16 protein-coding genes and 1 pseudogene are annotated in these 25,072 nt (G+C 61.6%); 8 read left to right on the top strand and 9 right to left on the bottom strand.

Annotation, left to right across the window (positions count from 1 at the left end):
• Positions 1-136: 136 nt before the first annotated feature.
• From M1D93_RS17675 to M1D93_RS17660, 4 genes are all read right to left on the bottom strand, one after another.
• Positions 137-2,491, bottom strand: a complete 2,355-nt coding sequence (locus tag M1D93_RS17675; protein WP_461172756.1) for a glycoside hydrolase family 15 protein — start codon at positions 2,489-2,491, stop codon at positions 137-139.
• 188 nt (positions 2,492-2,679) lie between these two features.
• Complete coding sequence (locus M1D93_RS17670; protein WP_461172755.1) at positions 2,680-3,666, bottom strand: aldo/keto reductase; 987 nt, start codon at positions 3,664-3,666, stop codon at positions 2,680-2,682.
• A 920-nt stretch (positions 3,667-4,586) separates the two neighbouring features.
• The gene (locus M1D93_RS17665) at positions 4,587-6,233 is read right to left on the bottom strand and encodes an FAD-binding protein (RefSeq protein ID WP_461172754.1); all 1,647 of its coding nucleotides are present in this window, start codon (positions 6,231-6,233) and stop codon (positions 4,587-4,589) included.
• 119 nt (positions 6,234-6,352) lie between these two features.
• Positions 6,353-8,878 carry an alpha-L-rhamnosidase gene (locus tag M1D93_RS17660; protein ID WP_461172753.1) on the bottom strand — a complete coding sequence of 842 codons (2,526 nt, stop codon included), beginning with the start codon at positions 8,876-8,878 and terminating at the stop codon, positions 6,353-6,355.
• Between the two features lie 273 nt (positions 8,879-9,151).
• Here M1D93_RS17660 and M1D93_RS17655 point away from each other — a divergent pair, with 273 nt between their 5' ends.
• From M1D93_RS17655 to M1D93_RS17640, 4 genes are all read left to right on the top strand, one after another.
• Entirely contained in the window at positions 9,152-10,732 is a 1,581-nt protein-coding gene (locus M1D93_RS17655; RefSeq protein ID WP_461172752.1) for an ABC transporter substrate-binding protein, read from the top strand.
• A gap of 96 nt (positions 10,733-10,828) precedes the next feature.
• Positions 10,829-11,770: an ABC transporter permease gene (locus M1D93_RS17650; RefSeq protein ID WP_461172751.1), complete on the top strand. Its 942-nt coding sequence runs from the start codon at positions 10,829-10,831 to the stop codon at positions 11,768-11,770.
• Positions 11,767-13,563, top strand: coding sequence for an ATP-binding cassette domain-containing protein (locus tag M1D93_RS17645; RefSeq protein WP_461172750.1), 1,797 nt, complete (start codon positions 11,767-11,769; stop codon positions 13,561-13,563). The genes M1D93_RS17650 and M1D93_RS17645 overlap by 4 nt, the downstream gene beginning before the upstream one ends.
• A complete protein-coding gene (locus tag M1D93_RS17640) occupies positions 13,560-14,423 on the top strand; it encodes an ATP-binding cassette domain-containing protein (protein ID WP_461172749.1) in 864 nt (287 codons plus the stop codon). The genes M1D93_RS17645 and M1D93_RS17640 overlap by 4 nt, the downstream gene beginning before the upstream one ends.
• 166 nt (positions 14,424-14,589) lie before the next feature.
• Here the strand turns inward: M1D93_RS17640 and M1D93_RS17635 are convergent, their stop codons facing one another.
• The 5 genes from M1D93_RS17635 to M1D93_RS17615 all read right to left on the bottom strand — a co-directional run bounded on the left by M1D93_RS17635 (position 14,590) and on the right by M1D93_RS17615 (position 21,537).
• Positions 14,590-15,444 carry an SMP-30/gluconolactonase/LRE family protein gene (locus M1D93_RS17635; protein ID WP_461172748.1) on the bottom strand — a complete coding sequence of 285 codons (855 nt, stop codon included), beginning with the start codon at positions 15,442-15,444 and terminating at the stop codon, positions 14,590-14,592.
• Positions 15,445-15,724: 280 nt separating this feature from the next.
• Positions 15,725-16,534: an SDR family NAD(P)-dependent oxidoreductase gene (locus M1D93_RS17630; RefSeq protein WP_461172747.1), complete on the bottom strand. Its 810-nt coding sequence runs from the start codon at positions 16,532-16,534 to the stop codon at positions 15,725-15,727.
• Between the two features lie 98 nt (positions 16,535-16,632).
• Positions 16,633-17,670 (bottom strand): LacI family DNA-binding transcriptional regulator, encoded by a 1,038-nt coding sequence (locus tag M1D93_RS17625; protein ID WP_461172746.1) that lies wholly within the window; start codon positions 17,668-17,670, stop codon positions 16,633-16,635.
• Between the two features lie 740 nt (positions 17,671-18,410).
• Positions 18,411-19,442: a LacI family DNA-binding transcriptional regulator gene (locus tag M1D93_RS17620; RefSeq protein ID WP_461172745.1), complete on the bottom strand. Its 1,032-nt coding sequence runs from the start codon at positions 19,440-19,442 to the stop codon at positions 18,411-18,413.
• 280 nt (positions 19,443-19,722) lie between these two features.
• Positions 19,723-21,537, bottom strand: a complete 1,815-nt coding sequence (locus M1D93_RS17615; RefSeq protein ID WP_461172744.1) for a flavin-containing monooxygenase — start codon at positions 21,535-21,537, stop codon at positions 19,723-19,725.
• Positions 21,538-21,743: 206 nt separating this feature from the next.
• Between M1D93_RS17615 and M1D93_RS17610 the strand changes: the two are divergent.
• The 4 genes and pseudogenes from M1D93_RS17610 to M1D93_RS17595 all read left to right on the top strand — a co-directional run.
• Positions 21,744-22,439: pseudogene (locus tag M1D93_RS17610) on the top strand (histidine kinase); the annotation flags it as partial.
• A gap of 79 nt (positions 22,440-22,518) precedes the next feature.
• On the top strand, positions 22,519-22,914 hold the full coding sequence (locus M1D93_RS17605; protein WP_461175108.1) for a sensor histidine kinase: 396 nt from the start codon (positions 22,519-22,521) through the stop codon (positions 22,912-22,914).
• Positions 22,911-23,576: a response regulator transcription factor gene (locus M1D93_RS17600; RefSeq protein WP_461172743.1), complete on the top strand. Its 666-nt coding sequence runs from the start codon at positions 22,911-22,913 to the stop codon at positions 23,574-23,576. Before M1D93_RS17605 ends, M1D93_RS17600 begins: the two co-directional genes overlap by 4 nt.
• 139 nt (positions 23,577-23,715) lie before the next feature.
• A complete protein-coding gene (locus M1D93_RS17595; protein WP_461175058.1) occupies positions 23,716-25,014 on the top strand; it encodes an MFS transporter in 1,299 nt (432 codons plus the stop codon).
• The last annotated feature ends 58 nt before the right edge of the window (positions 25,015-25,072 follow it).

The following is a 25,072-nucleotide window of genomic DNA, read 5'->3' as shown; positions in this document are numbered from 1 at the left end:
GGTGTTTCTCCCTTCGGTCGGAATCCGCCCGCATCGCGGTAACGGACTTACTCCACCATCCTAGCTCGCTCGTTTCTGCCAGGGCCCTCAGCTTTCTCAAGAAATCCATGGCTCCGGGTCTTTTCGCCGGCCACCCTTACGCGGTTCTGATACGCGAGTCCTTACGGCTTGTGGGGGGACAGTCGCGGAGGGCGAGTGCGGCCTGGACCAGTGCGGAGTGCGTCAGGGCTTGGGGGAAGTTGCCCAGGAGGATGCCGGAGGATGGGTCCATTTCCTCGCTGAAGAGTCCCAGCGGTGAGCCCCTGTGCAGGAGGGCCTCAAACAGGCCGGCGGCTTCGCGGCGCTGGCCTGTCATTGCAAGGGCTTGAACGAGCCAGAAGGAGCAGGGCAGGAATGCTCCCTCGCTCCCGGGTAGGCCGTCCTGGCCCGGCGGATAGCGGTAGAGCAGCGGAAATCCTGCGGACAGTTCGTCGCGGACTGCATCGATTGTTCCCGCGAGGCGGGGCGAGCCCGGTTCTTCCAGGCCGGTGAGCGGCAGGACCAGGAGGGCTGCATCGAGGTCATCGGAGCCGTAGGTGCGCGTGTATGAATTCCTGGAAGCGCTATAACCATTCGTTCGCACCTGGGCAGCAATCCGGCTGCGGGCGGATTCCCAGCTGAGCCGGCGCCGCTTGCTGAGCCGGTGGCTAGCCGCGATGCGAAGGGCCCGGTCCAGCGCGAGCCAGGCCATGACTTTGGAGTGGACGTGCTGGGCGGCGTCGCCGCGGATCTCCCAAATGCCGGCGTCGGGTTCCTGCCAGTTGGCGGCGACCAGATCGGCGAACCCGCGCATGGCCCGCCAGGTTTCGGATGTCAGCCTTCGGCCACTGTCCACGAATGCCCACGCGGCGTCCAGGACCCAGCCGTAGCCGTCGAGCTGGTGCTGGCCTGCCGCGAGGTTGCCGGTCCGCACCGGGCTGCTGTCGGCATAGCCTAGCCACTGGAAGAGGTTCCGTTCTGCCGGGACGTGTCCTCCGGTCAGGGTGAGCAGGGCGGGAAGGTGCGGCCGTTCAAGGCGGCTGGCATGCAAGAGCCAGCCGAGGAAGTCCTCCGCCTCCTGCATTTTACCCGCCCGCAGGAAGGCGCCGACGCCGATGCTCGCGTCCCGGGGCCAGGCGTACCTGTAGTCCCAGTTGCGGATGCCTCCCGGGTGCTCGGGCAGCGAGGTGGTGGGAGCGGCCACGGGGGCTCCCGAGGGGGAGTAGGTGAGTAGCCGAAGTGTCAGCAGGCTGCGCAGCACCGCGTCGCGGTACGGGATGGCGCCGTCGATTTCTTCCGTCCACGCCTGCCACCGGGCCTCGTCCCGGGTCACCAGGTTCCAGACTGCGCCGGGGTCAACATGGATCAGCGGTTCGCCATAGGCCAAGGCGAGGACAAGCGTGAGGGGTTTGCCCGGAACAATGTTCAAGGTCAGGGGGTGTCCCGGCTCAACGTCAAGGTGGGGGCTGGTTCCCAGGGATGTTGCCAGTGGACCCCAGTCGCAGACGAGGTCCTGGCCCCGGCGCACGCGCGGGCGCCGGTGCTGTTCGCCAAGTCTAGGGTCGAAGAGCACTGTGACACGGACCGGTGAACCTTCCACTGCAAGGCGCCGCACCAGGAGAGTGGTGGGCAGCAGTTCTCCCGCCACTTCCGCGATCATGGCTTCCGTCAAGGTGAGCCTGCCGTTCCCGACCGCCCACACCGTTTCCAGGGTTGCGGTGTTCGGCCGGTACCTGCGGAGGATGACCAGGGCAGGATCGGCAGGTCCGGCGAGGAACCGTCCAGCCTCCGGTCCTCCCAGCAAGGCACCAAAGAGGGGTTCGCCGTCGAACGCGGGAGCACAAAGCCAGTCCAGCGACCCCGCGGCGGAAACGAGCGCGGCTGTACGCGTGTCACTGAAAAGCCCGTAATCAGCGATGGGGGTGGGTGAATGCTGCTCCCACAACGCGCCCGGCAGCTCCCGCTCCTGCCGGGCCGGATCCCAATGATCAACGCTCATCGTGCCCCCAGAAGCAAGCCCAAGCACCGTGCCGTAGAGGACGTGCGCCACCACCGCAACGGCAGGGGTTTGGATGCCATAGTTCAGGCCCAGCAGGCCCGGCGGTTCCAGTACAGCGGTGGTGGTTGGCCCGGCCCTGGTGGACCCCAATCGCAGATGGACGCCGGGCAGCAACGGGAGGATAACCGTCAGGGCCACCGCGACGTGGAGGAGTCCCAACAGGGCGCCGAGCCACCACGTCGCCTGCCCCAGGAGCGCGAAGACTGCCGCATAACCGAGGGCGAACCCCTGGCCGGCACCGAGGTGGATAAAGAACCCCGCCACGCGGGCCTTATCCGGATCGGGCGTCACGAGGGTCCCGAGCACCAGCGGCAAATCCAGCCGCGTGAGCCCGGCCATCTGGGCCGCGATCATCACGGCGGTCAACACAGAGGTTGCCGCCAGCCCGGACAGGGCCCAGCCCTGCCAGTCCATCTCAGGTCACCTGTCGCCTAAGCACGTAAATGAACCTGCGTCTTATGCCCGGATCCCTACAGCGCATCGTAAACTCCTTCTAAAAGTAGGTAACCCAACTTTAGAAGTCCTTGCGAGTTTAAACAGGGGATGTGTTTTTAGAAGGAGGGAATGCCGGGATCCGGTTTTCGCGTACGTTGAGAACCGGGTCAGGCTGGGATTAGGCCCCTCTCCTGCAGGTCCTGCCACAGGGACTCTGGGACCTCGGTGGCCATGCGTTCGGCGCTTTCGCGGATCTGCTCCGGCCTGCTGGCGCCAACCGTGACGTTGACGACGGCGGGGTGGCGGAAGGGGAACTGGATGGCGGCAGTGGGAAGCTCGACGCCATGTTCTTTGCAGAGGCTTGCCAACTGGCGGGCCTTTTGCAGGATTTCCACGGGCGCTTGGGAGTAGTTGTAATGCGCATCGGAAGGCAGTTCGGGCTTGGCCAGGATGCCGGAGTTGTAGACGCCCACACTCACCACCCCGGTCCCCAGCTCTTGGCAGCGGTCCAGCAGTCCTTCGCCGGCACGGCCGTCTGAGCCCGGCTGTTCCAGCATGGTGAACCTGCCTGCCAGCATGAGGAGATCCAGGTCTGCCGCTTCTATGCACTGCAGGGCGGCGCCGGCTGTGTTGGTCCCGACACCGATGGCACGGACCAGTCCTTCGGCGCGGAGCTTCTCCAGGGCCGGCAGGGCAGACTCAACTGCATCTTCCATGCTGTAGACATCGGGGTCGTGCAGGTAGGCGATGTCGATGTAATCCAGGCCCAGCCGTTCCAGTGACTGCTCGATGCTGCGTCGTACGCCTGCCTCGGAGGGATCCCATTCGCGCCGCAGGTCAGCCGGTACGTCAAAGCCGTCCGGGTCCTTTGCGTCCCTGGTTGCAGGCGACGGGACGAGGACCCTGCCCACCTTCGTGGAGAGGATAAAGTCTTCCCGCGGTTTCCGGGAGAGGATTTCGCCCATCCGCCGCTCGGACAGCCCCAGCCCGTAGTGGGGAGCGGTGTCGAAGTAGCGGATGCCGCCGCCCCAGGCTGCTTCCACCGTTGCGGCCGCCTGCTCGTCAGAAATGGCGCGGTACAGGTTGCCCACACCCGTACCGCCAAAGCCCAGGCGGCCCAACTGATCCCGTACCTGCCCGTTGTCCTCGTTCATGGCGCTGTTCCTTCGTTTACGCATCCGTGGCTCACAATGGCAGGAGCCTAAGTTGGGGCGTTGGTGCTGTCAACGGATTTTGGGAGGGGCTTGGTGTTTTGGTCCCTTCTAGCCATGGACCGGGGTGTCGCTGCGGAAGGTGTCAGGGTGGATTCTCTGAGCTTCCGGAAGCATTGTCTGGAAACGGCGGTATGGACCCTTATCTGACAGTTGTTCCGAGGGGTTCCTGACGTCAGGTTAGGGTGTGCCTAGCTAGACGATGCCAGTGAGCCGTGTGGAGAACTACCGTTGCGATCGGGGCGTCGGGAAGGACCTGGATTTGATAGCGGGACTAAAGCGCCGTCGGATACGGCTTTCGATCGGATGGTCGAGAGGTCCAGAGCCGACAGTGAACCGTAGGTCAAGCAAAGACCTAGCTCGATCGAATTGAACTTGTAGTGCCTTCACGGGTTTGGATCGCTAGCAAGACGGGCGTGCCACCCATCTTTCCGACTGAATGCCCGCGTCCCTCCTCCGTAAGACAAGTGGATCCAGAGGATCAGTCCGCCGTCGGTGTACTTGTCGACTATTCCACGAGCAATGACGAGGTCGCCATCGAGTACTTCTATCACATCCCCTGTAGTGAAGCTCCCCCAGTGGTAGTTTTCGACGTTCATGGTGGACGAGGTCCTTCTCTTCTCTAGGAATACGTCAAATAAGGTGGCCACCAAGGGGTTTCAACTCCACATGGCTTCGGATGACCGCATTTGAAATCACAGAAATTATGGCGATAGCCATCTCCTAGTCCCGCCGCGTTCCATAATCCATGTGGTCGCCGCACAAGTTTGGTAGGGAACCTCCGGACACTAACTAGGCTTGTTGAGCAGCAGTGGCTGATCCGTCGAGTTTGGCCCGGTTTGTCGGAAGGAGTCGGTTTAGCGTTAGCCGCTCTGCCGTGCCATGTGGCGTGCACCTATGAAACCAAAGACGACGGCGGGTCCGATGGTCGAGCCCGGGCCGGGGTACGTCCGCCCCATGACGGAGGCGGAGTTGTTGCCAGCGGAGTAGAGGCCTTCAATGACGGTGCCATCTTCGCGCAATGCCCGGGCTGCGGCGTCGGTGACGACGCCGCCTTTGGTGCCGAGGTCTCCTATGACCACTTTGAATGCGGTGAATGGGCCCTTTTCGAGCGGGCCGAGGCAGGGATTCGGGTGGACTGTGGGGTCGCCGTAGTAGCGGTCGTAGGCTGAGTTGCCGCGGCCGAAGTCGCCGTCGACGCCGGCCCTGGCGAAGCCGTTGAACCGGTGGATGGTCGCTTCCAGGCGGGCGGGATCCATGTCGAGCTTCGCGGCGAGCTCGATGAGGGTGGCAGCCTTGACCATGATTCCCGCCTCCTTCATGGCTTTGTTGTTTTTCGGGTCGATCGCAAAGGTGCGAAGGTAGCGCCGGGCGTGCCGGGCGTCGCCGATCAGCCAGTAGGGGCCGTCTTTGTCGTGTTCGAGCATGTGGTGGCCGAGGTCGACGTAGGACTCTGACTCGTTCGCGAACCGGTCGCCCTTGGCGTTGAGGATGATGGAGTAGGGGAAGGAACGCTCTGCCACGATGAACGCGGCGTTGTGTCCCGGTGCTGCGGCGACCGATCCGCCCCACCATGCGTCGTCCATGAGCTCAAGCGCGGCGCCGTTGGCGTGGGCGATTTCGATGGGGCGCCCAAGGTTGCCCGGAGCGCCCGACGGGGCACCGTCGATCCCTTGGTGCTTCTGGCGGAGGTCCTTGTTGTGGTCAAAGCCGCCGCCGGCGAGCATCACTCCCCGCGCCGCGCCAATTGTCATTGGTTTGTCGTCCCGGGTGATCCGCACGCCTACGACACGGCCGTCCTCGACGATGAGTTCTTGCAGCGGCGCATTCAGCCACAGCTCAGCACCCTGCTTCTGCACGACGACATGGAGGAACGCAGCGGCGAAGCCGGCGCCGATGCCCCCGAGCTTCTTGCCGGTGACCACACCGCCGAGGGCACGGAAGACCAGCTGCGCCCCGCGGACGAAACCTGCAGGCGTTGACCATGCGCGGCCCAGCAGCCACACGTCGTCGGTCTTGATCGGCAGCGCCGCGGGTGCCTGGCACGTTTTCCACCAGTCACCGATCTTTTTGATGTCAAAAGGCTTCACCTCGAGGCCACGGCCGATCTTGCCGCCCGGGAGCTCGGGGTAGTAGTCGGGGTAGTCCGCCGCGCGCACGAATGTCACCCCGTACTTCTCGGCGGTGTTGACGAAGTCGGCGACGCCGTCGACGAACGCCTCCTTGCGGGTACGGGTCGTGGCGCGCCCTTCCTCGCCAACCGTCGCCTCAAGGTAAGTCAGAGCCTCGCTCCGGGAGTCACCGGCACGGTCACGCTGCATGAGGGGGTTATTGGGCATCCACATGCCGCCCCCGGACATGGCCGTGTTGCCGCCCCACTTGCCGGTGCTTTCCAAGAGGAGGACCGTTAGGCCCTCGTCTACGGCGCCCAGGGCTGTCGCCAGTCCCGCGGCACCTGTGCCGACAATGACGACGTCATAGTTGTGGTCAAAGAACTTTGAATCGGACATAACTTGCTCCTTCACTTCCGGGCGCCTTTATCCGGTTTAGGCGCTTCGCCGTCAGCTTTATGGATGTCGAGGAAGCGGTGGGTTGCGTCGCGGACCACGAACAAAGGTCCTGAAGCGGGTCACATCTTTGTTGCCCCCGAGATGGTTTGCATCCGGGCAGATTGGAGCGCCTGGTAGACGTCGGCCTCGACCGCTGGATTGGAGCCCGGGATGTGGCTGAGCATGTACCGAAGTGAGGCTTGGCCTTGCGGCGTGCTCGCGAGGGGGGGCTCTTTCATGAAGTCTTTGAGAAACGGCATGTGCTGGAGGATCGCGGCGAACGCGGCGTCCCACGCCGCGGGGAAAGCGGTGATTTCGCCAACAGGGGTGTCGAGATCGAACTCAGGCATTTCGGGGACTGGCACCTCATACGCCCAGGAGTGCTTTCCTGCGGGGACATCCTTTACGAGGGCATCGGGGTGAAGCGGGGGAGTGACTCGTGCCGTTACGCCGTCCGGAATCGTGACGTCCAGGGACACGGTGGTTCCGTCTATCCGCCACGCCACTGCTATTTCGCCCCACTGCGTGGTGTGGGATACGTTCGCGGAGGTTATTCCGCCCCCGGGCAGTGGTGAGATCTCGACGTGCCGGTAGCCGGGTTCGAGCGCAGCCAGTCCTCCAATTCGCCGGTGCATCCAGTCGGCAACTGCTCCGAGGGCGTAATGGTTGAGCGAGGTCATTTCGGATGGATGCAGGGTGCCGTCGGGACGGACCGAGTCCCAGCGCTCCCAAATTGTTGTGGCGCCCATGGTGACGGGGTAAAGGAAGGATGGACTCTCCGTTTGCATCAGCAGCCGGTAGGCCACGTCGATCTGTCCGGTCTCGACGAGTGCGTCAAGCACGTGCGGTGTGCCGGCGAAGCCTGTGGCAATTCGGAAGCCGGCCTCGGCGATCTTTGCGGCCAAACGCTGCCCGGCGCGGTGCTTGCGTTCTCCGTCGAGGATGTTGAAGCGGATTGCAAGCGCGTATGCCGTCGGTGACTCGTCCACGAGTCGCCCGGACGGTGCCACGTACTCATGCAGGAATGCTTCCCGGACCCGCACTGACAGTGCCTGATACCGATCGGCGTCGTTGTCCTTGCCGAGTACGCGTGCCATCTGAGCAATTTCTGCAGTGGCACGAACGAAGTAGGCGGTCGCGACCAGGAATCTGTCAGCTTTGGCGAGATCCGGGCGATCTCCTGGAGCATCGGGGTCCAGCCAGTCTCCGAATTGGTAGCCGTTGGACCACAGACCGTTCTCGTCGAGGCGCCCTTCGACGTCATCCACGAATCGGGTAGCGGATGTGTAGTTGTCCTCGAGGATGCGCACATCACCATACTCGCGGTACAGCGCCCATGGCAGGCTGACGACTACGTCCCCCCAGAGGGCTGTTGGTGATTGCGATCGGCCGGTTATTTGCGGGACGTACCAGGGCACGTACCCCAGTTCGTTCTGTTCAGCTGCGACGTCAGACAACCACGATGACAAAACACCGCGCACGTCGTAAAGGAAGGCGGCTGTGGGGCCGAAAGCATTGATGTCCCCTGTCCAGCCAAGTCGTTCATCCCGTTGTGGGCAGTCCGTTGGCAGGCCAACGAAGTTGTCGCGCATTCCCCAGACGGTGTTCTCATGCAGCTTGTTCAGGAGTTGGTTCGATGTCTCGAACCACCCGGTACGCACCATGTCACTGTGTACGACGACGGCTTCGACGTCCTCGGGTGAGAGCGTCCCCTGCAGCCCGGAGATCTCGGCGTATCGGAATCCGTGGAAGGTGAACCGCGGCTCCCACTCCTCGACTCCGTGACCAGCAAATGTGTAACGGTCGATCGCCTTTGCCGTGCGAAGGTTCGATGTCTCGAGTTCACCACCGGGTGTGAGCAACTCGCCATGACGCAGCGTGATCTGCGAACCCTCAATGCCTGAGACCCGCAGACGTACCCAGCCGGAGATGATCTGACCGAAGTCCACGATGTGGGCGCCGTCTTCCGCTACAGAGATCGCAACGGTGGGGAGCACTTCGACGGGCCGGATCGGCTCTGCTACCCGGGGGACCAGGGTGCTCAAATCCCACGTTTTCTCTTCGGCAGGCAGCCAGGCACTGTCATCGAATCCCGGCTCGCTCCAGCCGTGAGGATGCCATCGAGCATCATAAACTTCCCCGTCATAGAGGTCATCTTCGAGAATGGCTCCCGTTGATACACGGAAGGCAGCGGACGTGGGAACCACTTCTTTGCGGCCGTCGGGAAACTTGAGGTGCAGCTCCATCCACACGGAGGGGCGGTCTGCGTAGAACTCCGACTTCCCATCCCAGCCCAACCTACCGACTGCCCACCCGCGCCCGACAATCGCGCCGACGACATTCTCGCCATCGCGCAGCAGGTCTGTGACGTCGTGGTCCGAGACCACGACCCGGTGGTGATAGGAAGTCCAGCCAGGTGCCAGTACCTCGGAGCCCACCCGCCGTCCGTTCAACCAAGGTTCGACGATGCCGAGCGCTGTCACGCGCAGTACGGCCTTCGCCGGCGTCTGACCGAGGTCGAACGAGCGCCTCAGGTAAGGGGCAGCGGTGCCCAGCGCGCGGGGCGCCTCCACAAAGACTCCCTCAAGCCCAGTCGTCGTATTCATCGGTTTCGTTCTCCATCCGCGCCGTTGGGTCCGGTTGATGCGGTGCATTCGATGTTGCACCTCACGGCCTAAACAGTGAATCACTGTTTCATCCAAAATGAAACCGGTTGCTTCACCGGCCGTGCCTCGATAGTGCCAACGGCCCAAGGGAAAGCGCTATCAGGATCCGGCAGAATGTAACGATTCAAGTTTTTTAATGCAAGCGGTTGCAAATGTTGGTACCGTGATTCGCAGCACAAGAGTGTGGTGGTAGTGAAGACAAAGGAGTTTTTGATGAACAACCTGTTTGTAGACAGGCGGGCCCAAGACGTTCCGCGTCGCCGGGGGTGGCGTGTCGGCGCCGCAACCATGGTCGCCGTCGCAGCCCTTGCGGTCAGCGCCTGCTCACCGTCCGGCAGTGATTCTGTTGAAGCGGAGGCGCCGACTGAGCTTACGATTCCAGTGAGCCGGCAGCCTGCGCAGCTCGATCCCGTCCGTGCGTCTTCGGGTACGGACGGCTATATCTGGAAGTCGATCTATGACACGCTCGTGTTCGCTGGCCCTGACGGAAAGTACGAGCCCCGTGCGGCGACCAAGTGGGAGTTCTCGGCCGATGGGCTGAAGTTGGACATGACGCTCCGGGACGACCTCAAGTTCTCGGATGGCAGCAAGGCGACAGCGAATGATCTCAAGGCGACCCTTGAGCGTATCCGCGACACCCCTGGTCCCAGCCAAAAGGAAGTTGCGGCGATCTCGGGTGTCGAAGTCACGAGCGACACGACACTCACAATAACGCTCAGCAAACCGGACCCCAGCCTGCTGAGGAAGTTCACTGGACCCGCTGGCATAATCGCGAAGTCCGGTCAGATGGCGGACGAGGCGTACGGCCTGAACCCGATCGGATCCGGCCCCTACATTCTCGACACTGCAGCATCGACGCAGGGGGCGACATACGTACTGAAGAAGCGTGACGATCACTGGAACGCCGAAACCTACCCGTTTGAGACCGTAACGGTTCGAGTTATCGAAGACACAACGGCCTTGGAGAATGCGCTGCGGTCGGGTGAAGTTGATGTCGCCCCGAGTGTGATGCCCGGTTCACGAAAGTCTCTTGAGGCAGTGCCGGGAATCGAGATCACCCAAATCGATGGCACCAGCCAGCAGACCCTGATTATCGCTGATCGCGATGGCACAATCCAGCCGGCCCTCGCCGATGTTCGGGTGAGGCAGGCCATCAACATGGCGCTTGACCGCAAGAACATCGTGGCGGCGGCGATGAGCGGCATGGGAACCCCCACGGAGCAGGTCTTCTACCCGACCTTCGAAGCGTTCGACGAGAAACTCGACGAGACCTATCCCTACGATGTGGAGGGAGCAAAGAAACTGCTGGCGGAGGCTGGCTACCCGGACGGCTTCTCGGTCACTATGCCGAGCATCATCTACTCGGCAACCCTTGAGCCCGTGGTAGGTCAGGCACTAGCTGACATCGGCATCAACGTGACCTGGGAACCGATCCCTGCACAGAACACCGTCACGGCCATCACCTCCCGCAAGTTCCCCCTGGTCATCTGGCCAGACGGCAACGACCCGGACGGCACGGTCGCGTTCGGACACTTCGGTCCCAATGGCTTCCTCAACCCATTCAAGGTGGAAGACCCGGAGCTAACGGAAATGCTCACCCGCGCAGGCGCGGCCGTCTCCGCCGAGGAAGCTGCCCCGGCGTACGAGGAAATCAACAAATGGGGGGTCAAGAACGCCTGGTCCGCCCCTATCGCCAAGGGCAGTTCCCTGGCCGCCGCCCGGGAAGGTTACGCCTTCGTGGGGACCGCCTACCAGATCGCCCCCACGCTGGAACAGTTCGGCCTGTCTAAGTAACCCGGTCGGGAGGCCGCCACAAAACCTTTGGCGGCCTCCCGACAAGGCGCGCTGCCAATGCGCGTTGACTGTATTGAACCGTCAAATGAGGAAATTATGCTGGGTTACGCAACCCGAAGAATTCTGACCGGTGTCATCCTGATCATTTTGGTATCAGCGATTACGTTCTGGCTGCTGAGCTTCTCGTTCGACAGCGTCATCGCGAACCGACTCGGCCCGGCAGCAAACGCCGAAACGGTAGCCGCGCTCAGGGCAGACCTGGGCCTGGACCGATCAGTGCCGGTGCTGTATTTCGAATGGCTGGGCCAAGTCGTTACAGGAGATCTGGGCGCATCCTTCTACACGGGAGAGCCAGTCGCCTCAGCAGTTGCGGGCCGTATGGCCGTCACGCTGTCGGTGATCCTCCCCGCTCTCGTGATCTCGGTAGCGATCGCGGTCGTGCTCGGCGTCATCGCCGCAGCGCGCGGAGGATGGATCGACAAAGTTCTGCAGGGCATCATGCTCAGCGGAAACCTCATTCCCGGCCTTCTTGTGGCGATCCTGTTGGTGTCGCTGCTCTCAGTCACGCTGGGATGGCTTCCCGCAGGAGGCTACACCCCTCCGCAGAAGGACACCGCTGCTTGGGCCAGATCGATCACCATCCCAGTCATCGTTCTCTGCCTGGGCGGGGCCGCCAACATCGCCACCCAGGTGCGCGGCACGATGATCGACGAACTACGCAAGGACTACGTCCGCACGCTGCGCACCCGGGGGGTCGGTACGAAAGCGCTCGTGTTGAGGCACGCCCTCCGCAATGCCGCAGGACCAGCGCTGACCGTCGTAGGGCTCGAGTTCAGCACCATGTTCTTCGGGGCGCTGGTCATCGAGCAGGTATTCGCCCTTCCTGGCGTGGGGCTATACAGCTTCAACGCCTCTTTGCAGGGTGACTTCCCCGTGATCATGGGCCTGGTCATCTTTACCGTCGGCCTTACGGTCAGCATCAACCTGCTCACAGACCTAGCCAACGGCTGGCTCAATCCGAAAGCGAGACTCCATTGAGCGCCACACTGCCCGCCATCACTGAGATGGTCGAACCACCGGACCAAAGCTCACGCCGGACCACATTTGGAAAACTCGTTCGGGACCCGCAGGCAGTCATAACAGGGTCAATCCTGCTCGTGATGGTGATCTTGGGAATCTTGGCTCCGGTGCTGGCGCAGCACGGACCCAACGAAGCGCGGCTCGACTCATACAACCTCCCTCCATTTTCTGACACCTATCCGCTGGGCACCGACCAGTTCGGCCGCGACATCCTCAGCCGGCTGTTGCACTCCATGAACACGGCCACGGTGTCCGCCCTGATCGGCGGGTCGATCGCACTGGTTCTGGGCACCGCGGCCGGGCTGATCGGCGGCTACTTCGCACGCGTGCGTGGGCTGACCGAGTGGACTTTCACGCTGATCATGACCTTCCCCGGTTTGCTGCTGCTCATCCTCCTAATGCCCGTGACTGGCGGCGACTATCGCTCGACGATGGCCATTTTCGGTGTGCTTCTCTCACCGAGCATCTATCGGATCGTGCGTAACCAAACAATTGGCGTGGGCCGTGAGCTTTACGTTGATGCCGCCCGCGTGTCGGGAGTAACAAGCCCCCGCATCCTCTCCCGTCACGTCCTATCAGTCGTCCGCGGGCCCATCATCGTGGCCGCGTCGTTCCTCTGCGGCTCCGCTATCGGTGTACAGGCAGGCCTGGCCTTTCTCGGCGTCGGCTCCAAGGAGATCCCAAGCTTTGGAGCGATGATCGGTGACGGCTTCCGCAATCTGTACGTCGACCCCTGGCAGTATGTCTGGCCATCGCTGTTCCTCGGCGTTCTGACAGCGTGCCTGGTGCTGTTCGGCAACGCACTCCGCGACGCTTTCGAGGGATCAAGACCGCGCCCGGTGAAGCTCACGGCCAGCGGTACCGACCTGGCAGACAATGCGGCGAGAAACAGGGAACGTCCCGCCAGCGTAATGCTTGACGTACACGACCTCGGGATCGCTTACGAAAACCCGAGCGGGAACCGGACCGAAGTGGTTCGAGGTGTGTCACTGCAAGTACAGCCGGGCGAGACGCTGGGCCTGGTCGGCGAGTCAGGATCGGGAAAGACACAGACGGCCTTCGCCGTTCTGGGTGTCCTCCCCACGGAGGCGATCGTCACCCGCGGTTCCATACGGGTTGAGGGTCGCGAACTCATTGGTGCAAAGCAGAAGGACTTGCAGGCTCTCCGGGGCCCGACGCTCGCGTACATCCCCCAGGAGCCGATGTCGAATCTTGACCCTGTGTACACCATCGGTTCCCAGATGGTTGAGGGGCTGCGCGCATCATCCGGGATGTCACGAGGCGAAGCCTCGGAGCGTGTGCTCGCGTTGCTCGCGCGCGTCGGAATCTCCGATCCACGGCGCACCTTCGACTCGTATCCCCACCAGATTTCCGGGGGGATGGCGCAACGAGTGTTGATCGCTGGAGCGGTGGCAAGCCGGCCAAAGCTATTGATCGCTGATGAACCGACCACAGCATTGGACGTCACGGTCCAGGCCGAAATCCTTGACCTGCTTCGCGACCTTCAGCAGGAGATGGGCATGGCAATCATCCTCGTGACCCACAACTTCGGTGTTGTCGCCGACATCTGCGACCGGATCGCGGTTATGCAGGAAGGCCAAGTCATCGAGGTTGGGCTCACACGGGACGTCTTCGCCAACCCGCAGCATCCGTACACCCAGATGCTGCTTGACGCCATCCTCGACGAATCAGTCGTTCGAGAGGACGCCCCCGTTCAAGCCGCCAGCCGATCAGAGAGGCGAAGCAAATGAGTGAGACCCTGCTAGAGGTCAAAGGCCTAAGGGTGAGCTACCCGCGCAGCGGGTTCCGCCGTCCCCCCATTGAGGTCGTGCATGGCGTGTCCTTCTCGATTGGTGTCGGCGAGACCCTGGGCATCGTCGGGGAGTCCGGCTCGGGGAAAACGACAATCGGGCGAGCAATCCTCGGCCTTGCTACGGTCTCCGGGGGAAGCGTGAAGTTCGCTGACCACGAGATCTCCAATGTCGTGGGGAAACGCCGACGTTCTCTTGCGCGGCACCTTCAGGTGGTATTTCAGGATCCTTACACGTCCCTTAATCCTTCACTGACGGTGGGGGACACCCTTAGCGAGCCGCTTGTGGTGCAAGGCGCCAGCCAGCGGGACGCCCGCGCCCGCGTCAAGGATCTACTTGATCGCGTCGGCCTCCCGAAGAACGCAGCTGACCGTCTGCCACGGGAATTTTCGGGAGGTCAACGGCAGCGTGTGGCCATAGCGCGGGCACTCGCCCCGGAACCGGATCTGATTGTCTGTGATGAACCAGTATCCGCCCTTGACCTCTCGACCCAGGCGACGGTCCTCGACCTGCTCGTGGATCTACAGCGCAGCACCGGTGTCTCATATTTGTTTATCTCACACGACCTCACGGTGGTCAGGCACATCAGCCACCGGGTCGCAGTCGTGTACAAGGGTGACATTGTCGAGCAAGGCCCGGCGCGCACCGTTACTTCGGACCCGGAGCACCCCTACACCCAGCGGCTCCTCCTGGCATCCCCTGTCGCGGATCCGGCGCGCCAGGAACAGCGGCGCGCGAATCGTCTTCGACTGCGCGAGGTCCAGCGCGACCAGGACGTTCAAGCAGGCTTCGCCATCTGACCTCTGCCCCGTGAGGGCCGGGGTCGCTCCCGGGAAATGCCGGGGCGTGAGGACCTACACGTGTCCAATGAATATCGTAGGGAGGACGGACTGGAGGGCGCCAGCATCCAGTGGCAGCCCTTGGGTACTGCTCATAGGCTGGTGCCCGTCCGATGGCCGGACGCCGTCAGCCGCCGTTTGATTGGCGGATACCGGGACTCAACGCGGTGAACTTGTAGATTCGTCCACCTTCAGCGCCGCTGACAGTCATGTAGGCGTCGGTTGTCCCTGGCTCGATTGCGACGTTCGTTGCAGATTCCGGTGCTGCTTCTTGCCCAGCTGGGGGAGTGGAGATTGTGGTCAGGAGCGCGCCCGTTGGGCTGTACACGAATACCTTTGCCTGGCCGTGGATGGCCTGGTAGATGTTTCCGGCAGCGTCGACGGCGTTTGAATCTGTTTGGCTCATGCCGCCGCTGAAGTAGATGGCGGTGTGCGAGGCTGTGGCGGCGTTCCTGGCCGGGTTCAGTCGCAGGTAGTCGAGCCTGTTCGCGTTGAGCTGGCTGATCCACAGGCCCTCGTAGCCCACGTCGAAGGAGATCCCGTTCGGAGCAGGCAGGTTTCGGGCCAGGACAGTGGCGTGTGCGGTGGCCGCATCGATTCTCACGATACGGCCCTCTGCTGCGTCTGGGCTGGAGAGACCTTTCGAGTCACTGACGTACATGTTTCCGGACTCGTCGAAAGCCAGGTCATCGGGGTTCATCGGGGCTTCCTCGACGGTGCCGGAGAAGACAATCCTGGGGTCGTTGCCTTCGGTCGTGATGCTGACAATTCTGCCGCCGATGAAGTCGGTCAGATACAGACGTCCATCAAGGGGGCTGAATTGTGCTGAGGTATACGCTCCTGCCTCGTCGGTGAAGACCGGTAGCACGTCTCTTGATTCGACGTCTACCCGAAGAACTTTGGGCTTGCCCGATGGAGCGGCCACGTCGACGACGAAGAGATCGCCGTCCGGACCGCACGTGGGTCCTTCGAGCAGGGTCATGCCCGTTTCCTCATGGACCTGGCTAACGGTTGCCACGAGTTCAGCTGTGCGTTCCGGTTTCGCGTTCTCCGTGGGACCGTCAGAGGGTGCGCATCCTGTCAGCAGGATGCTGGTTGCGACGACCCAGTGTACGGCCCCACCAGCGGGGCTGGCGTTTCGTGGTCTTTGGGGCCTCATGGTAAATCCTCTCGTGCCGGAGGACTGGGGGAATCCACCAATTCACCCCACGGGCGTCTTGCCTCATTAGACCGGGAGGAGGAGGTGTCGTCGGAGGTAGGCATCAGCTGTCGAGCAGGGATTTCATCTTGCTGGCAACCAACGAAGTGGCGCGCTGTGGCATCAGCCGGCCCAGGCGGTCGAGCAGACGCGCGTCGCCGCCAATCCTTACACGATAAGAGCCCTTGGCAATCGCGTCCGCGATCTGGGCACCTGCTGCGGCCGGGGTAGTTGTCTTCGGATTCTTGCCCGCCGCTGTTCCCGTGCCGCCAGGAATGTTCACTCCCGAGTTTGCGGTGATGTTTGTGCCGACTGCCCCGGGAAACACGACGGTGACGGCAACGTTGGTTCCCTGCGTCTCTGCGAAGAGTCCCTCCGTCAGAAGCTTAACTGCCGCTTTACTGGCACCGTAGGCGCTTTGGCCCGGGATAGGTACCAGTGCGCTCATGCTCGACACGTTGACGAGGCTCGCGGCGGGGCGTTCAAGCAGGAGGGGAAGGAATGCTTTGTTTGTATTTACTGTGCCCCAAAAGTTCACGTTCATGACGCGCTCAATTTCGTCGAAGCTCAGTTCGTGCAGACGTTTAAACTGCTGGATGATTCCGGCGACATTGATAAGACCATCGACACTTCCGTGCGCGGCTTGGACCTCCTGGGGTAGTGCGGCGACAGCAGCCCGGTCAGTAATGTTGACGACATGGGTGGTTATGCGTCCTTCAGGAGCCGACGCGACGCGGGCGGTTTCTGCCAAACCTGATTCGTTTAGGTCTACAGCTGCTACCCGCCCACCTCGACGAGCAAGTTCCAGGACTACTTCCCGGCCAATGCCGTTGCCCCCGCCGGTAACAACGAATACCCTGTTTGAAATTTCCATGGGTGGTTCTTCTTTCTTCAGTACTTTTGGTTTGGAGAGATTTGGGGCCCGGGGGCCTTCGCCGGCCCGGGATCAATCTGGATCTGCTCAACGCCGTGTCAGTCTGGCCGGCAGCTTCCCGTTGTCTGGCGGGCAATGAGTTCAGTGGTGAGTTTTCCGGGGGCAGGTCCCGTCTCATGGCGGGCTGTTCGTATTAGGTGGCGGACAGCCACTTCACCGGCGAGATGCAGGGGAGTTTGGACAGTCGTCAGCGGCGGTGAGGTGAATGCTGACCCGAAAATGTCGTCAAACCCGATGATGCTCAAAGCGGCGGGCACGGGGATTCCGGAATCCTGGCAGGCGGTAAGCAAGCCGATGGCCATGAGGTCGTTGTACGTAATTGCGGCTGTTACACCGGCTGCGAGGATTCGTTTGAGAGCCGTTTCACCGCCTTCCAGGGTTGGTCTCCCGGGGCCGATTTCGACGACCGTCATGCCCCTCTCGAGTGCCCCGGTCAGGATGAGCTCCCACCGTGCTGCACTGATCCATGACGATGCGGGTCCTGAGAGGAAGGCTATGGATCGATGGCCCAAGGCCTCGAGATGGGCCAGTGCCTGGGCGATGCCCGGGACCAGGTCAGGAATGACGCTTGGAACTCCTTCGACCGCCCGGTTGACGAGAATGACGGGTTTGCGTAATGCAAAGTCGCGGATGTCGCTTTCAGTAAGACGTGTTCCGATTAAGGCAATCCCGTCTACTGAGGGGAGCAGCCGTTGAACCGTTTGAGCCTCCAGCTCTGCGGATTCCTGGGACTCGGCGAGCACCAGCGTGTAATCCTCCGCTGCGGTGACCTGTCCGGCCCCGCGCACAACGTTGAAATAGACCGGGTTGGTGATGTCTGACATCACGAGTCCAATGGTGCGGGTCATTCCGGTTGGCAATGCCCTTGCCATTGGGTTGATTCGAAAATCGAGGGCAGCAGCGACCTCTCTGATGCGTTTGACGGTTTCAGCGTTTACACGGCCTGGTTTGTTGAGCGCTCTGGACACAGTCGAGGGGTTGACGCCCGCGTGCCGCGCGATGTCGTAAATAGTCGTCCGGTGATGCTTGGCCAGACTGCCGGCGGGAGCTTTATCTTCCGCGACGCTCTCGCTCACAGTTTCTCCTAGTTCTCAAGGTTGCGTGCCGTTACGGCAGGGCACGCCGCCCGCGGCTTCAGCGCGGCGGATTGGAGGAGCACCTAATCGGTGCTCCCGGCTATGAGTGGATAGGCGGCTGAGTGGAGTTGAATGTTGATGTCTTGGTGATTTTCGACCAATCTTCGACCGGCTGCTCCTTCCATGGCGAGCCACAGGACTGAACCATCACGTGCAACTGCGTCAACGCGGCCGCAGTCGACAACGATTCCTTCTATGCAAACAGACACGACCTTGCCCTGAAGTTGGGACCAGTCCTCAACGGGCTGACACAAAGAGGTTCCACCCGGGCCACTGGCATGGTTTTCGGCCGCATGATGCATTCGTTTCTCCCTTTTCGTAAGCGCGTGGCCGACGCGGTTCCGCCGCTGGCCGTGAACGCCTCACGCAGGGCAGGAGCCGGGGCTCGGTTCCCAATCCTGGTGAAGGAACCATTCCGCGGGCGGGATGAAGCCCTGGGGCCCTTTCCCGATGTAAACATTGTCAGCTATTTTGCAACCGGTTGCAATGCCGCGGTCGAATGTAACCGGAAGTGTTCCAACAAGGGTTGCTCTAGCGGCCCGGGCTGCGCCTGTTCCAGCCCATGGGCTGAGGATCCCTGGTCCGCGGACGGGCCTCTCGGGGCAGTTAACGGAAGATCAGGCTAGCTATCGCAAGGCTAAGACTGACTGGGCCGGTGTTAGCGGACAATGATGCAGCTGTTAGTGGGTGAGTCGTGGGGGCGGGGCTGTGGATTCCCGTATGACAAGGTGCGTGCTGAGGTCGATGTCTTTTTGTGCTTCAGCCACAGTCGTTCCCGACAGGAGAACGCGCACGGCAGTCTCCCCGATCTCCTTAAGGGGGGACTGAATGGTCGTCAGAGGTGGAGATGTCAGCGCCCCGAAGGTGTCGTCGAAGCCGACTATGCTGAATTCCGCGGGCGGGTGCAGGTCCGATGATTGTGCCGCCATAAGCAGTCCAATTGCCATGATGTCGTTGTGAGCAACAACGGCGGTGGCTCGTGCGGCGAGAACCCGTGGCAGAAGTTTGGCGCCGCCCTCCCGGGTAGGTTCACCGGGCCCGATTTCCACGATAGACATGCCCCGCGCCACGGACTGCTCGAACAGTGTGTCCCAGCGGGACCGGTTTATCCATGATGTCGCCGGCCCGGAGAGGTAGGCGATGGACTGGTGACCTAGTTCCTGAAGGTGGTCCAGGAGTTCTTTGATGCCTGTTGAGTCATCAGGCACTATGGATGGCACGCCCTCGACTGCTCTGTTGACGATGATCAGTGGTTTGCCTTGGGCGAGTGTGCGAACGTCCTCGTCCGTCATGGTTGAGGTGACGAGGACAATGCCATCGACCGCGGGCTGGATGCGGTTGGCGGTTTCCAGTTCGAGCCTGGATGAGCCAGGGGACTCGGTAAGTATGACCGTGTATCCCTCGGCCGTCGCCGCTCGTTGCGCACCGCGCACCAGTGCCACGTATACAGCGTCCGTAATATCCGAAACCACCAGTCCAATGGTCCCTGTGCGGTCCGTGCTGAGCGCCCTGGCCAACGGGTTCAGCCGGTACCCTAGGTCCTGGGCTGCAAGGCGGACGCGTTGCTCCGTAGCCTCTTTGACCTTTCCGGAATTGCTCATGACGCGGGAAACGGTTGATGGACTGACGCCAGTAACTCGGGCAATGTCGTAGATCGTTGCAGAGGCCTTGCGGCTGCCCGACACCTCCTCCGCGGTGGTCCCTTTTGCCATCACACATTCCTCTTGGTCGAAGCGAGCCTGTCGCCTGCACGACAACGAGCCGAACTCGATCATTTGACGTCCCACCGCTGCTGCACAAAATGGCGAAGTTTGCCTGTGCTTGGTGACAGAGCGCAATGATCCAGCGAGATCATCTTGGCATGTTTTATAAGAGAAGGTGAATTCCCTGAAACCGGTTGTGTTGTGGGTGGCGCACGGTTTGCTCTGGAGAGTGCTGAAAGTGGTTCGTTGGGAGCCGTGGCAGCCCGAGTCCGGGGCGCGGTAACCGCTACTATCTGGGTTCAAGTACGTCTGAAATCGAATCGCGCCGCCAGGCGGCGAGCAGCCTATGGAAGGCGATGGGGCCGGGGCCGAACGTTGAAGCTTGCTGTGGTGCGGCACCCTCGTTGTTGTAATAGCCGGGCGTGCATTCCGCTTGAAACTCCTGGTTTTCAAGCGCGGATTCCTGCACCGTACGGATCCACGCTTCCTCTGCCTCTGCGGTGGGTTCAACCCGGGGGGAATTAAGGACTGCGGCAGCGGCTATGACTTTGGCGATGTGTTGTGCTTGCTCCTGCAGGATATGGACGAAGTTCACGGAGTTGGCGTTTTGTATTGCGCCCAGATGGAACAGATTGGGGAACCCGTGGCTGTAGAAGCCGTGCAGTGTTCTGGGGCCTTGGCTCCAGGCGTCAAGTAGCGGGATGCCATCACATCCGTACACAGGCAGCGTTCCTGAGATCACGCCGGATACCCCTGCTTCGAAGCCCGTAGCAAAGATGATGCAGTCCACTTCGTACTCTGTGGTGCCGACAACCATCGAGTTCTCGCTTACACGGGTGATGCCCCCGAAGTCTGCAGTGTCTACCAGTGTGACGTTGGGTCTGTTGAAGGTGGGCAAGTATTCATCACTGAAGCCCGGGCGCTTGCACATGTACCGGTACCAGGGCTTAAGCAACTCGGCTATTTCAGGGTTCTCGATGACGTCGTCTACTCGAGCGCGGATCTGGTTCATCTTCTGGAGGTCGAGTATCTCGTTCACAAGTGACCGCCTGTCTGCTGGAAAGCTCGTGTCGACAGCCCCGGTGATCACGTTCCGCTGCAGTTCTGCGGTCGAGGTCCACCCGTCGTTGGTCAGGTCCTCATCGACATGTTCACCTGACACGATTCTGAGGAAGTTTTCCATTCGTTCCTGTTGCCAGTTCGGTCTCAAGGTGGCCGCCCATGCCGGGTCTGTGGGGCGGTTATCCCGGACATCGATCGTTGAAGGCGTCCTCTGAAAGACGTAGAGCTGCTCAGTTGCCCGCCCCAGGTGGGGTATGACCTGGATACCCGTCGCGCCGGTCCCGACGACGGCGACGCGCTTATCGGCGAGCTTGCTTAACCCGCCGGTCTGGTCGCCGCCCGTGTAGTCGTAGTCCCATCGACTGGTGTGGAAGGTGTGCCCCTTAAAGGTCTCGATCCCGGCGATGCCTGGCAGCTTGGGCTGGCTCAAGGTGCCGGAGGAGACCACTACGTGGTGGGCTCTGAAAAGGTCTCCGCGATCTGTGCGGACGACCCACTCGTCGCTTCCTCCGTCCCACTGCAGTTCGGTCGCCCGGGTTTGAAAGAGTACGTCGCGGTAGAGGTCGAAGGTCTTGGCGATCGCAACGGCGTGGCTCCGGATTTCCTCTCCCGGAGCGTAGCGCCAACGTGGCACATAGCCGACTTCCTCGAGCAGAGGCATGTACACGTACGACTCGATGTCGCAGTGGATGCCCGGATAGCGGTTCCAGTACCAGGCGCCTCCGAAGTCGCCGGCTTCGTCCATGATCCGGAGCGATTCGACACCCTGCTGCCGCAGCTTGGCCCCCGTTAGCAGGCCTCCAAATCCGCCGCCTATTACCAACACTTCGACCCGGTCTTCCACCGGTGGCCGCTCAGTCCAGCTGGTGTACGGATCCTTGGCGTAGTATCCAAATTCGCCTGCTGCGCGCTGGTATTGGGTTGCGCCGTCGCGTCGCAGCCTCCGGTCACGTTCATACCGGTATTTTTTGCGTGCTGTTTCCAGGTCAGGTTGGGTATTACTCGGTGCGACCGGTCCGATCGCTTCTTTGGGGAGTTGCATTTCTGTCCTTAGGTCACAGATCGGGCTCTCCCCGTTCGCGAGGGGATGCCGCTGAAGGGTGGCGCGCGGCAAGACTGCCGTTAAGAACAGCCTGTCGGACGGATCCGGCAGCGTCATCCTCCGTGTGCACTGTTCGATCTACTGCGTTTGCAGTAGATATAGGCGGCGGCTACGCCACCGGTTGCATTCACGGTGACAATGATGTGATGTCCCCTTCAGCAACGCTCGAACCCTGGGCTCCGCCGGCGTGGTTCCTGCAAAGCCCATTGCTTGATCGAATAGCCCTTACTGCAGCTGCTCTTGCTTGTGCAATTGACTTGGCTGTGCTCGTTTTGCACGGCGGCAGCCTGGCCGGCTTCTGCGGGCTGGCCATCTTGGCCTTGGGCGCAGCGTTCAGCAGGGCTGTGGGGCTGCCCGGGCTGATGCTCACCGTGTTAGGGGCGGTGATCACGATCCTTGCGTCATCTGCCTACGCGGTCGGATGGATCGTTGTGGTGTCGACGCTCTTTTCGTTGACGTTGCGGGGTTTTAAGGCGCTGCCCGCGGCCGTGGCGGCCGGGTTGGCCCTCTACGCCGCGACTGTGATCGCGGACGGGCAGGGGTTCGTCGACCCCCCGGCGTTCGTCATGGTCAGTACGACTGTCGCATCGGCTGCAACCGGATACGCGATACGCGCGCACGAAAACTACCTAAGCTCAGTGCGACAGCGGGCCCAGGATGCACTCTCGTCGCGCGAACTTGACGTCAATCGGCGCATCGCCGAAGAACGACTACGCATAGCCCAAGACCTTCATGACGTCGTCGGCCATGAGATTGCTGTGCTCAACATGAATCTCGGCGTCATTGATGTCCACTTGGATCCGTCAGTCGGAACCTCACGCCACGCCCTGGAATCTGCCCAGGACGGTGTTCGCCGTGTACTCCACGAAATGCAGAAGATACTCGGGGTACTCAGGCGGGGGGAACATCAAGCTGACGATCATGCCGGTTCCTACGGTCGAGCTTATCCCGCACCTTGTGGACAATCTTCGAGCTGCCGGCGAGGACGTGGACCTCGTAATGAACGGCGACGAACCTATCACCGATCCAGCGGTGAGCGTTGCGGCGTACAGAGTCGCCCAAGAGGCCCTCACCAACGCCCACCGTCACGGGTGCGGCCGTATTCAAGTTCGCGTGAACAGGAAAAAGGGCATCTTGACGGTGGAGATAGAGAACGGAAGGGTAATGGGCTCTCCTCATCCGCATGAAACCAGCGGGTTCGGGGTGGTGGGCATGCGGGAACGTGTCGAAGCTGCTGGTGGCCGCTTTGAACTTATGGCCTACCCGCGTCATTTTCATGTCCGGGCTACTATGCGCATCGATGGCAGCACCCTGTGACGAAACTACTGATCGTCGACGACCAGGAGATGATCCGGCTGGGATTGCGCTCCATTCTTGAGGCACAACGGGGCCTCGAGCTTGTGGGAGACGTCGGCGATGGCACGGGAATACTGGCCCTGTTGCAATCAACTGCTGTTGACGTCATCCTCCTGGATCTCCGGATGCCGGGGCTTGACGGAGTCGAAATCACCAGGCACATCCGGTCCCGTCATTCACCGGAGGAAGTCAAGATCATCATTCTCACAACCTTTGATCAAGACGAACACGTCCTGGCCGCCCTTCGCGCCGGCGCGAACGGATTCCTCAGCAAGGGCGTCAAACCCGCTGGACTTGTCGCTGCCATCAGGGAGGTGGCCGCAGGCGGAGGAGCCCTTTCGCCCACTGCGGCAAGCGCCGTAATTGACCATCTCAGTGATACAGGTGTGCCGGCAGTTGACCATCAGTTGGCCGCGCGGTTCACATCACTGACGGCACGGGAACAGGACGTTGTTATTGCGGCGACAACCGGCAAGAGCAACGAACAAATAGCCGCCGAAATGTTCTTATCGCCGTACACAGTCAAGACCCACGCGAATCGGGCCATGGCAAAGGTCGGGGCCCGGGACAGGGCCCAACTCGTTGCTTTTGCCTACCAAGCCGGATTGGTCAGGCAGCCCTAGGCAGGGGGCCACAAGCCCTCCCATAGATGTGCTGTTCCGCCTTCCCGGGTGTCCGAGTTCCCCCGGGACTAGTCCGGGAGAAGCCAGTGAGGTATTCTCGAATTTTGCAACCGGTTGCACATTTGCGAGCAAGGATGAGATGACAAAAAATACGCCGCTGGTCGGCCCCGCAGAGATAGGAGTGCGGCCCACGTCCGTAAGAGGCGAACCTCCCACGGTCGGCTGGCCAACAATCCTGTTGATCATCGCTGCATCCTTCGGCTCCGGTATGGCTCTGGTGGTTCCTATGGCCTTCTCTTTGGCTCTGAGGTTGTCGGAACTTCAGCCAGGTAGTGAGCAGTCTTTGGGATACCTCTTGGGTGTGGGCGCACTCTTGTCCTTGGTCACTGCTCCACTGACGGGAATTCTGAGTGACAGGACGAAGAGCAGGTGGGGACGCCGACGGCCCTTCGCAGTTGTCGGACTCCTCGCGGGACTGGGGGCGGTTCCGGTTCTTGTCTTCGCACCAAACATTCCGCTTCTTGCGGTGGGTTGGGCACTGACTACTTTCGGATGGGGCACTGTCGGGGGCTCGGTGGGCAATCTGCTTGCGGACCGGCTGCCTGAGCAGCAACGGGGGAGTGTGTCTGGACTGACCAATTTGGCGGGGCAGATTTCTCCCGTGGTAGGCATTTTGATGGTCGGAACCGTTGCCTCTGATCCGGTCCTTCTCTTCCTGCTTCCGGCCCTTGCAGGTGGGATCCTGGTGTTGCTTTTCATACTGTTCGTGAATGAACCGGATTCGCGGCATTTGGATACTGGCGCCCGGCTGACCCTGCCCGGTTTCCTGCGAAGCCTGCTTTTTAATCCTCGTAAGCACCCAACCTTCGCTTGGGTATGGGGAAGTCGGTTCCTGTTTTTCTTCGGCCTGAGCCTCACTTCCAGCTACACGACATACTTCTTCGCCCAGCGGTTGGGTGTGGCCGTCGCGGAAGTGGCAACGGTTATGGCTGTGGTTTCCGCTGCGGGTGTCCTGGCAGCTTCTCTCGGTGCATTAGGCGCCGGATGGATTTCGGACAGGGTTGGGACACGCAATGGCTGGGCAGCCGCTTCCGCAGTGTTGTTCGCAGCAGGTTGCGTGGTCAGCGCCGTTTCTTGGGATTTCCAGGGCCTGCTCGTCGGCTCCATCCTGACCAACTTGGGAATAGCGGCTTTCGGCTCAGTAGGACAGGCGCTCGTGCTGGATGTCCTGCCTCATCGAAAGACCCAGGCAGGCCGGTACCTTGCCATCACCTCGTATTCCCAGCGCATACCAGCAGCGCTGGCCCCGTCGCTCGCGCCGGCAATTCTCGCAGCTTCAGGGGGGCCAACGGCCAATTACACGACCCTCTACGTCGGGGCGGCAGGGCTGGCAGTCATCGCGGGTGTCGTCACCATCCTTGCCGGCCGTCGTCGATAGCTAAGCAACCGGTTGTTCTTGCCAATGTGTACTTAGGTCTGGACTTCCAATCGGGGAC

Source organism: Arthrobacter sp. Z1-9, from assembly GCF_054792695.1.
The sequence above is the reverse complement of the archived record's forward strand: the minus strand, read 5'-3'. Positions and strand labels throughout refer to the sequence as shown.

Coding starts and splice junctions, on each gene's coding strand:
- M1D93_RS17605 (WP_461175108.1), top strand. CDS start 22,519: ATGCCGGTTCCTACGGTCGAGCTTATCCCGCACCTTGTGGACAATCTT.
- M1D93_RS17665 (WP_461172754.1), bottom strand. CDS start 6,233: ATGTCCGATTCAAAGTTCTTTGACCACAACTATGACGTCGTCATTGTC.
- M1D93_RS17640 (WP_461172749.1), top strand. CDS start 13,560: ATGAGTGAGACCCTGCTAGAGGTCAAAGGCCTAAGGGTGAGCTACCCG.
- M1D93_RS17630 (WP_461172747.1), bottom strand. CDS start 16,534: ATGGAAATTTCAAACAGGGTATTCGTTGTTACCGGCGGGGGCAACGGC.
- M1D93_RS17615 (WP_461172744.1), bottom strand. CDS start 21,537: ATGCAACTCCCCAAAGAAGCGATCGGACCGGTCGCACCGAGTAATACC.
- M1D93_RS17620 (WP_461172745.1), bottom strand. CDS start 19,442: ATGGCAAAAGGGACCACCGCGGAGGAGGTGTCGGGCAGCCGCAAGGCC.
- M1D93_RS17675 (WP_461172756.1), bottom strand. CDS start 2,491: ATGGACTGGCAGGGCTGGGCCCTGTCCGGGCTGGCGGCAACCTCTGTG.
- M1D93_RS17670 (WP_461172755.1), bottom strand. CDS start 3,666: ATGAACGAGGACAACGGGCAGGTACGGGATCAGTTGGGCCGCCTGGGC.
- M1D93_RS17650 (WP_461172751.1), top strand. CDS start 10,829: ATGCTGGGTTACGCAACCCGAAGAATTCTGACCGGTGTCATCCTGATC.
- M1D93_RS17660 (WP_461172753.1), bottom strand. CDS start 8,878: ATGAATACGACGACTGGGCTTGAGGGAGTCTTTGTGGAGGCGCCCCGC.
- M1D93_RS17595 (WP_461175058.1), top strand. CDS start 23,716: ATGACAAAAAATACGCCGCTGGTCGGCCCCGCAGAGATAGGAGTGCGG.
- M1D93_RS17655 (WP_461172752.1), top strand. CDS start 9,152: ATGAACAACCTGTTTGTAGACAGGCGGGCCCAAGACGTTCCGCGTCGC.
- M1D93_RS17635 (WP_461172748.1), bottom strand. CDS start 15,444: ATGACCCTGCTCGAAGGACCCACGTGCGGTCCGGACGGCGATCTCTTC.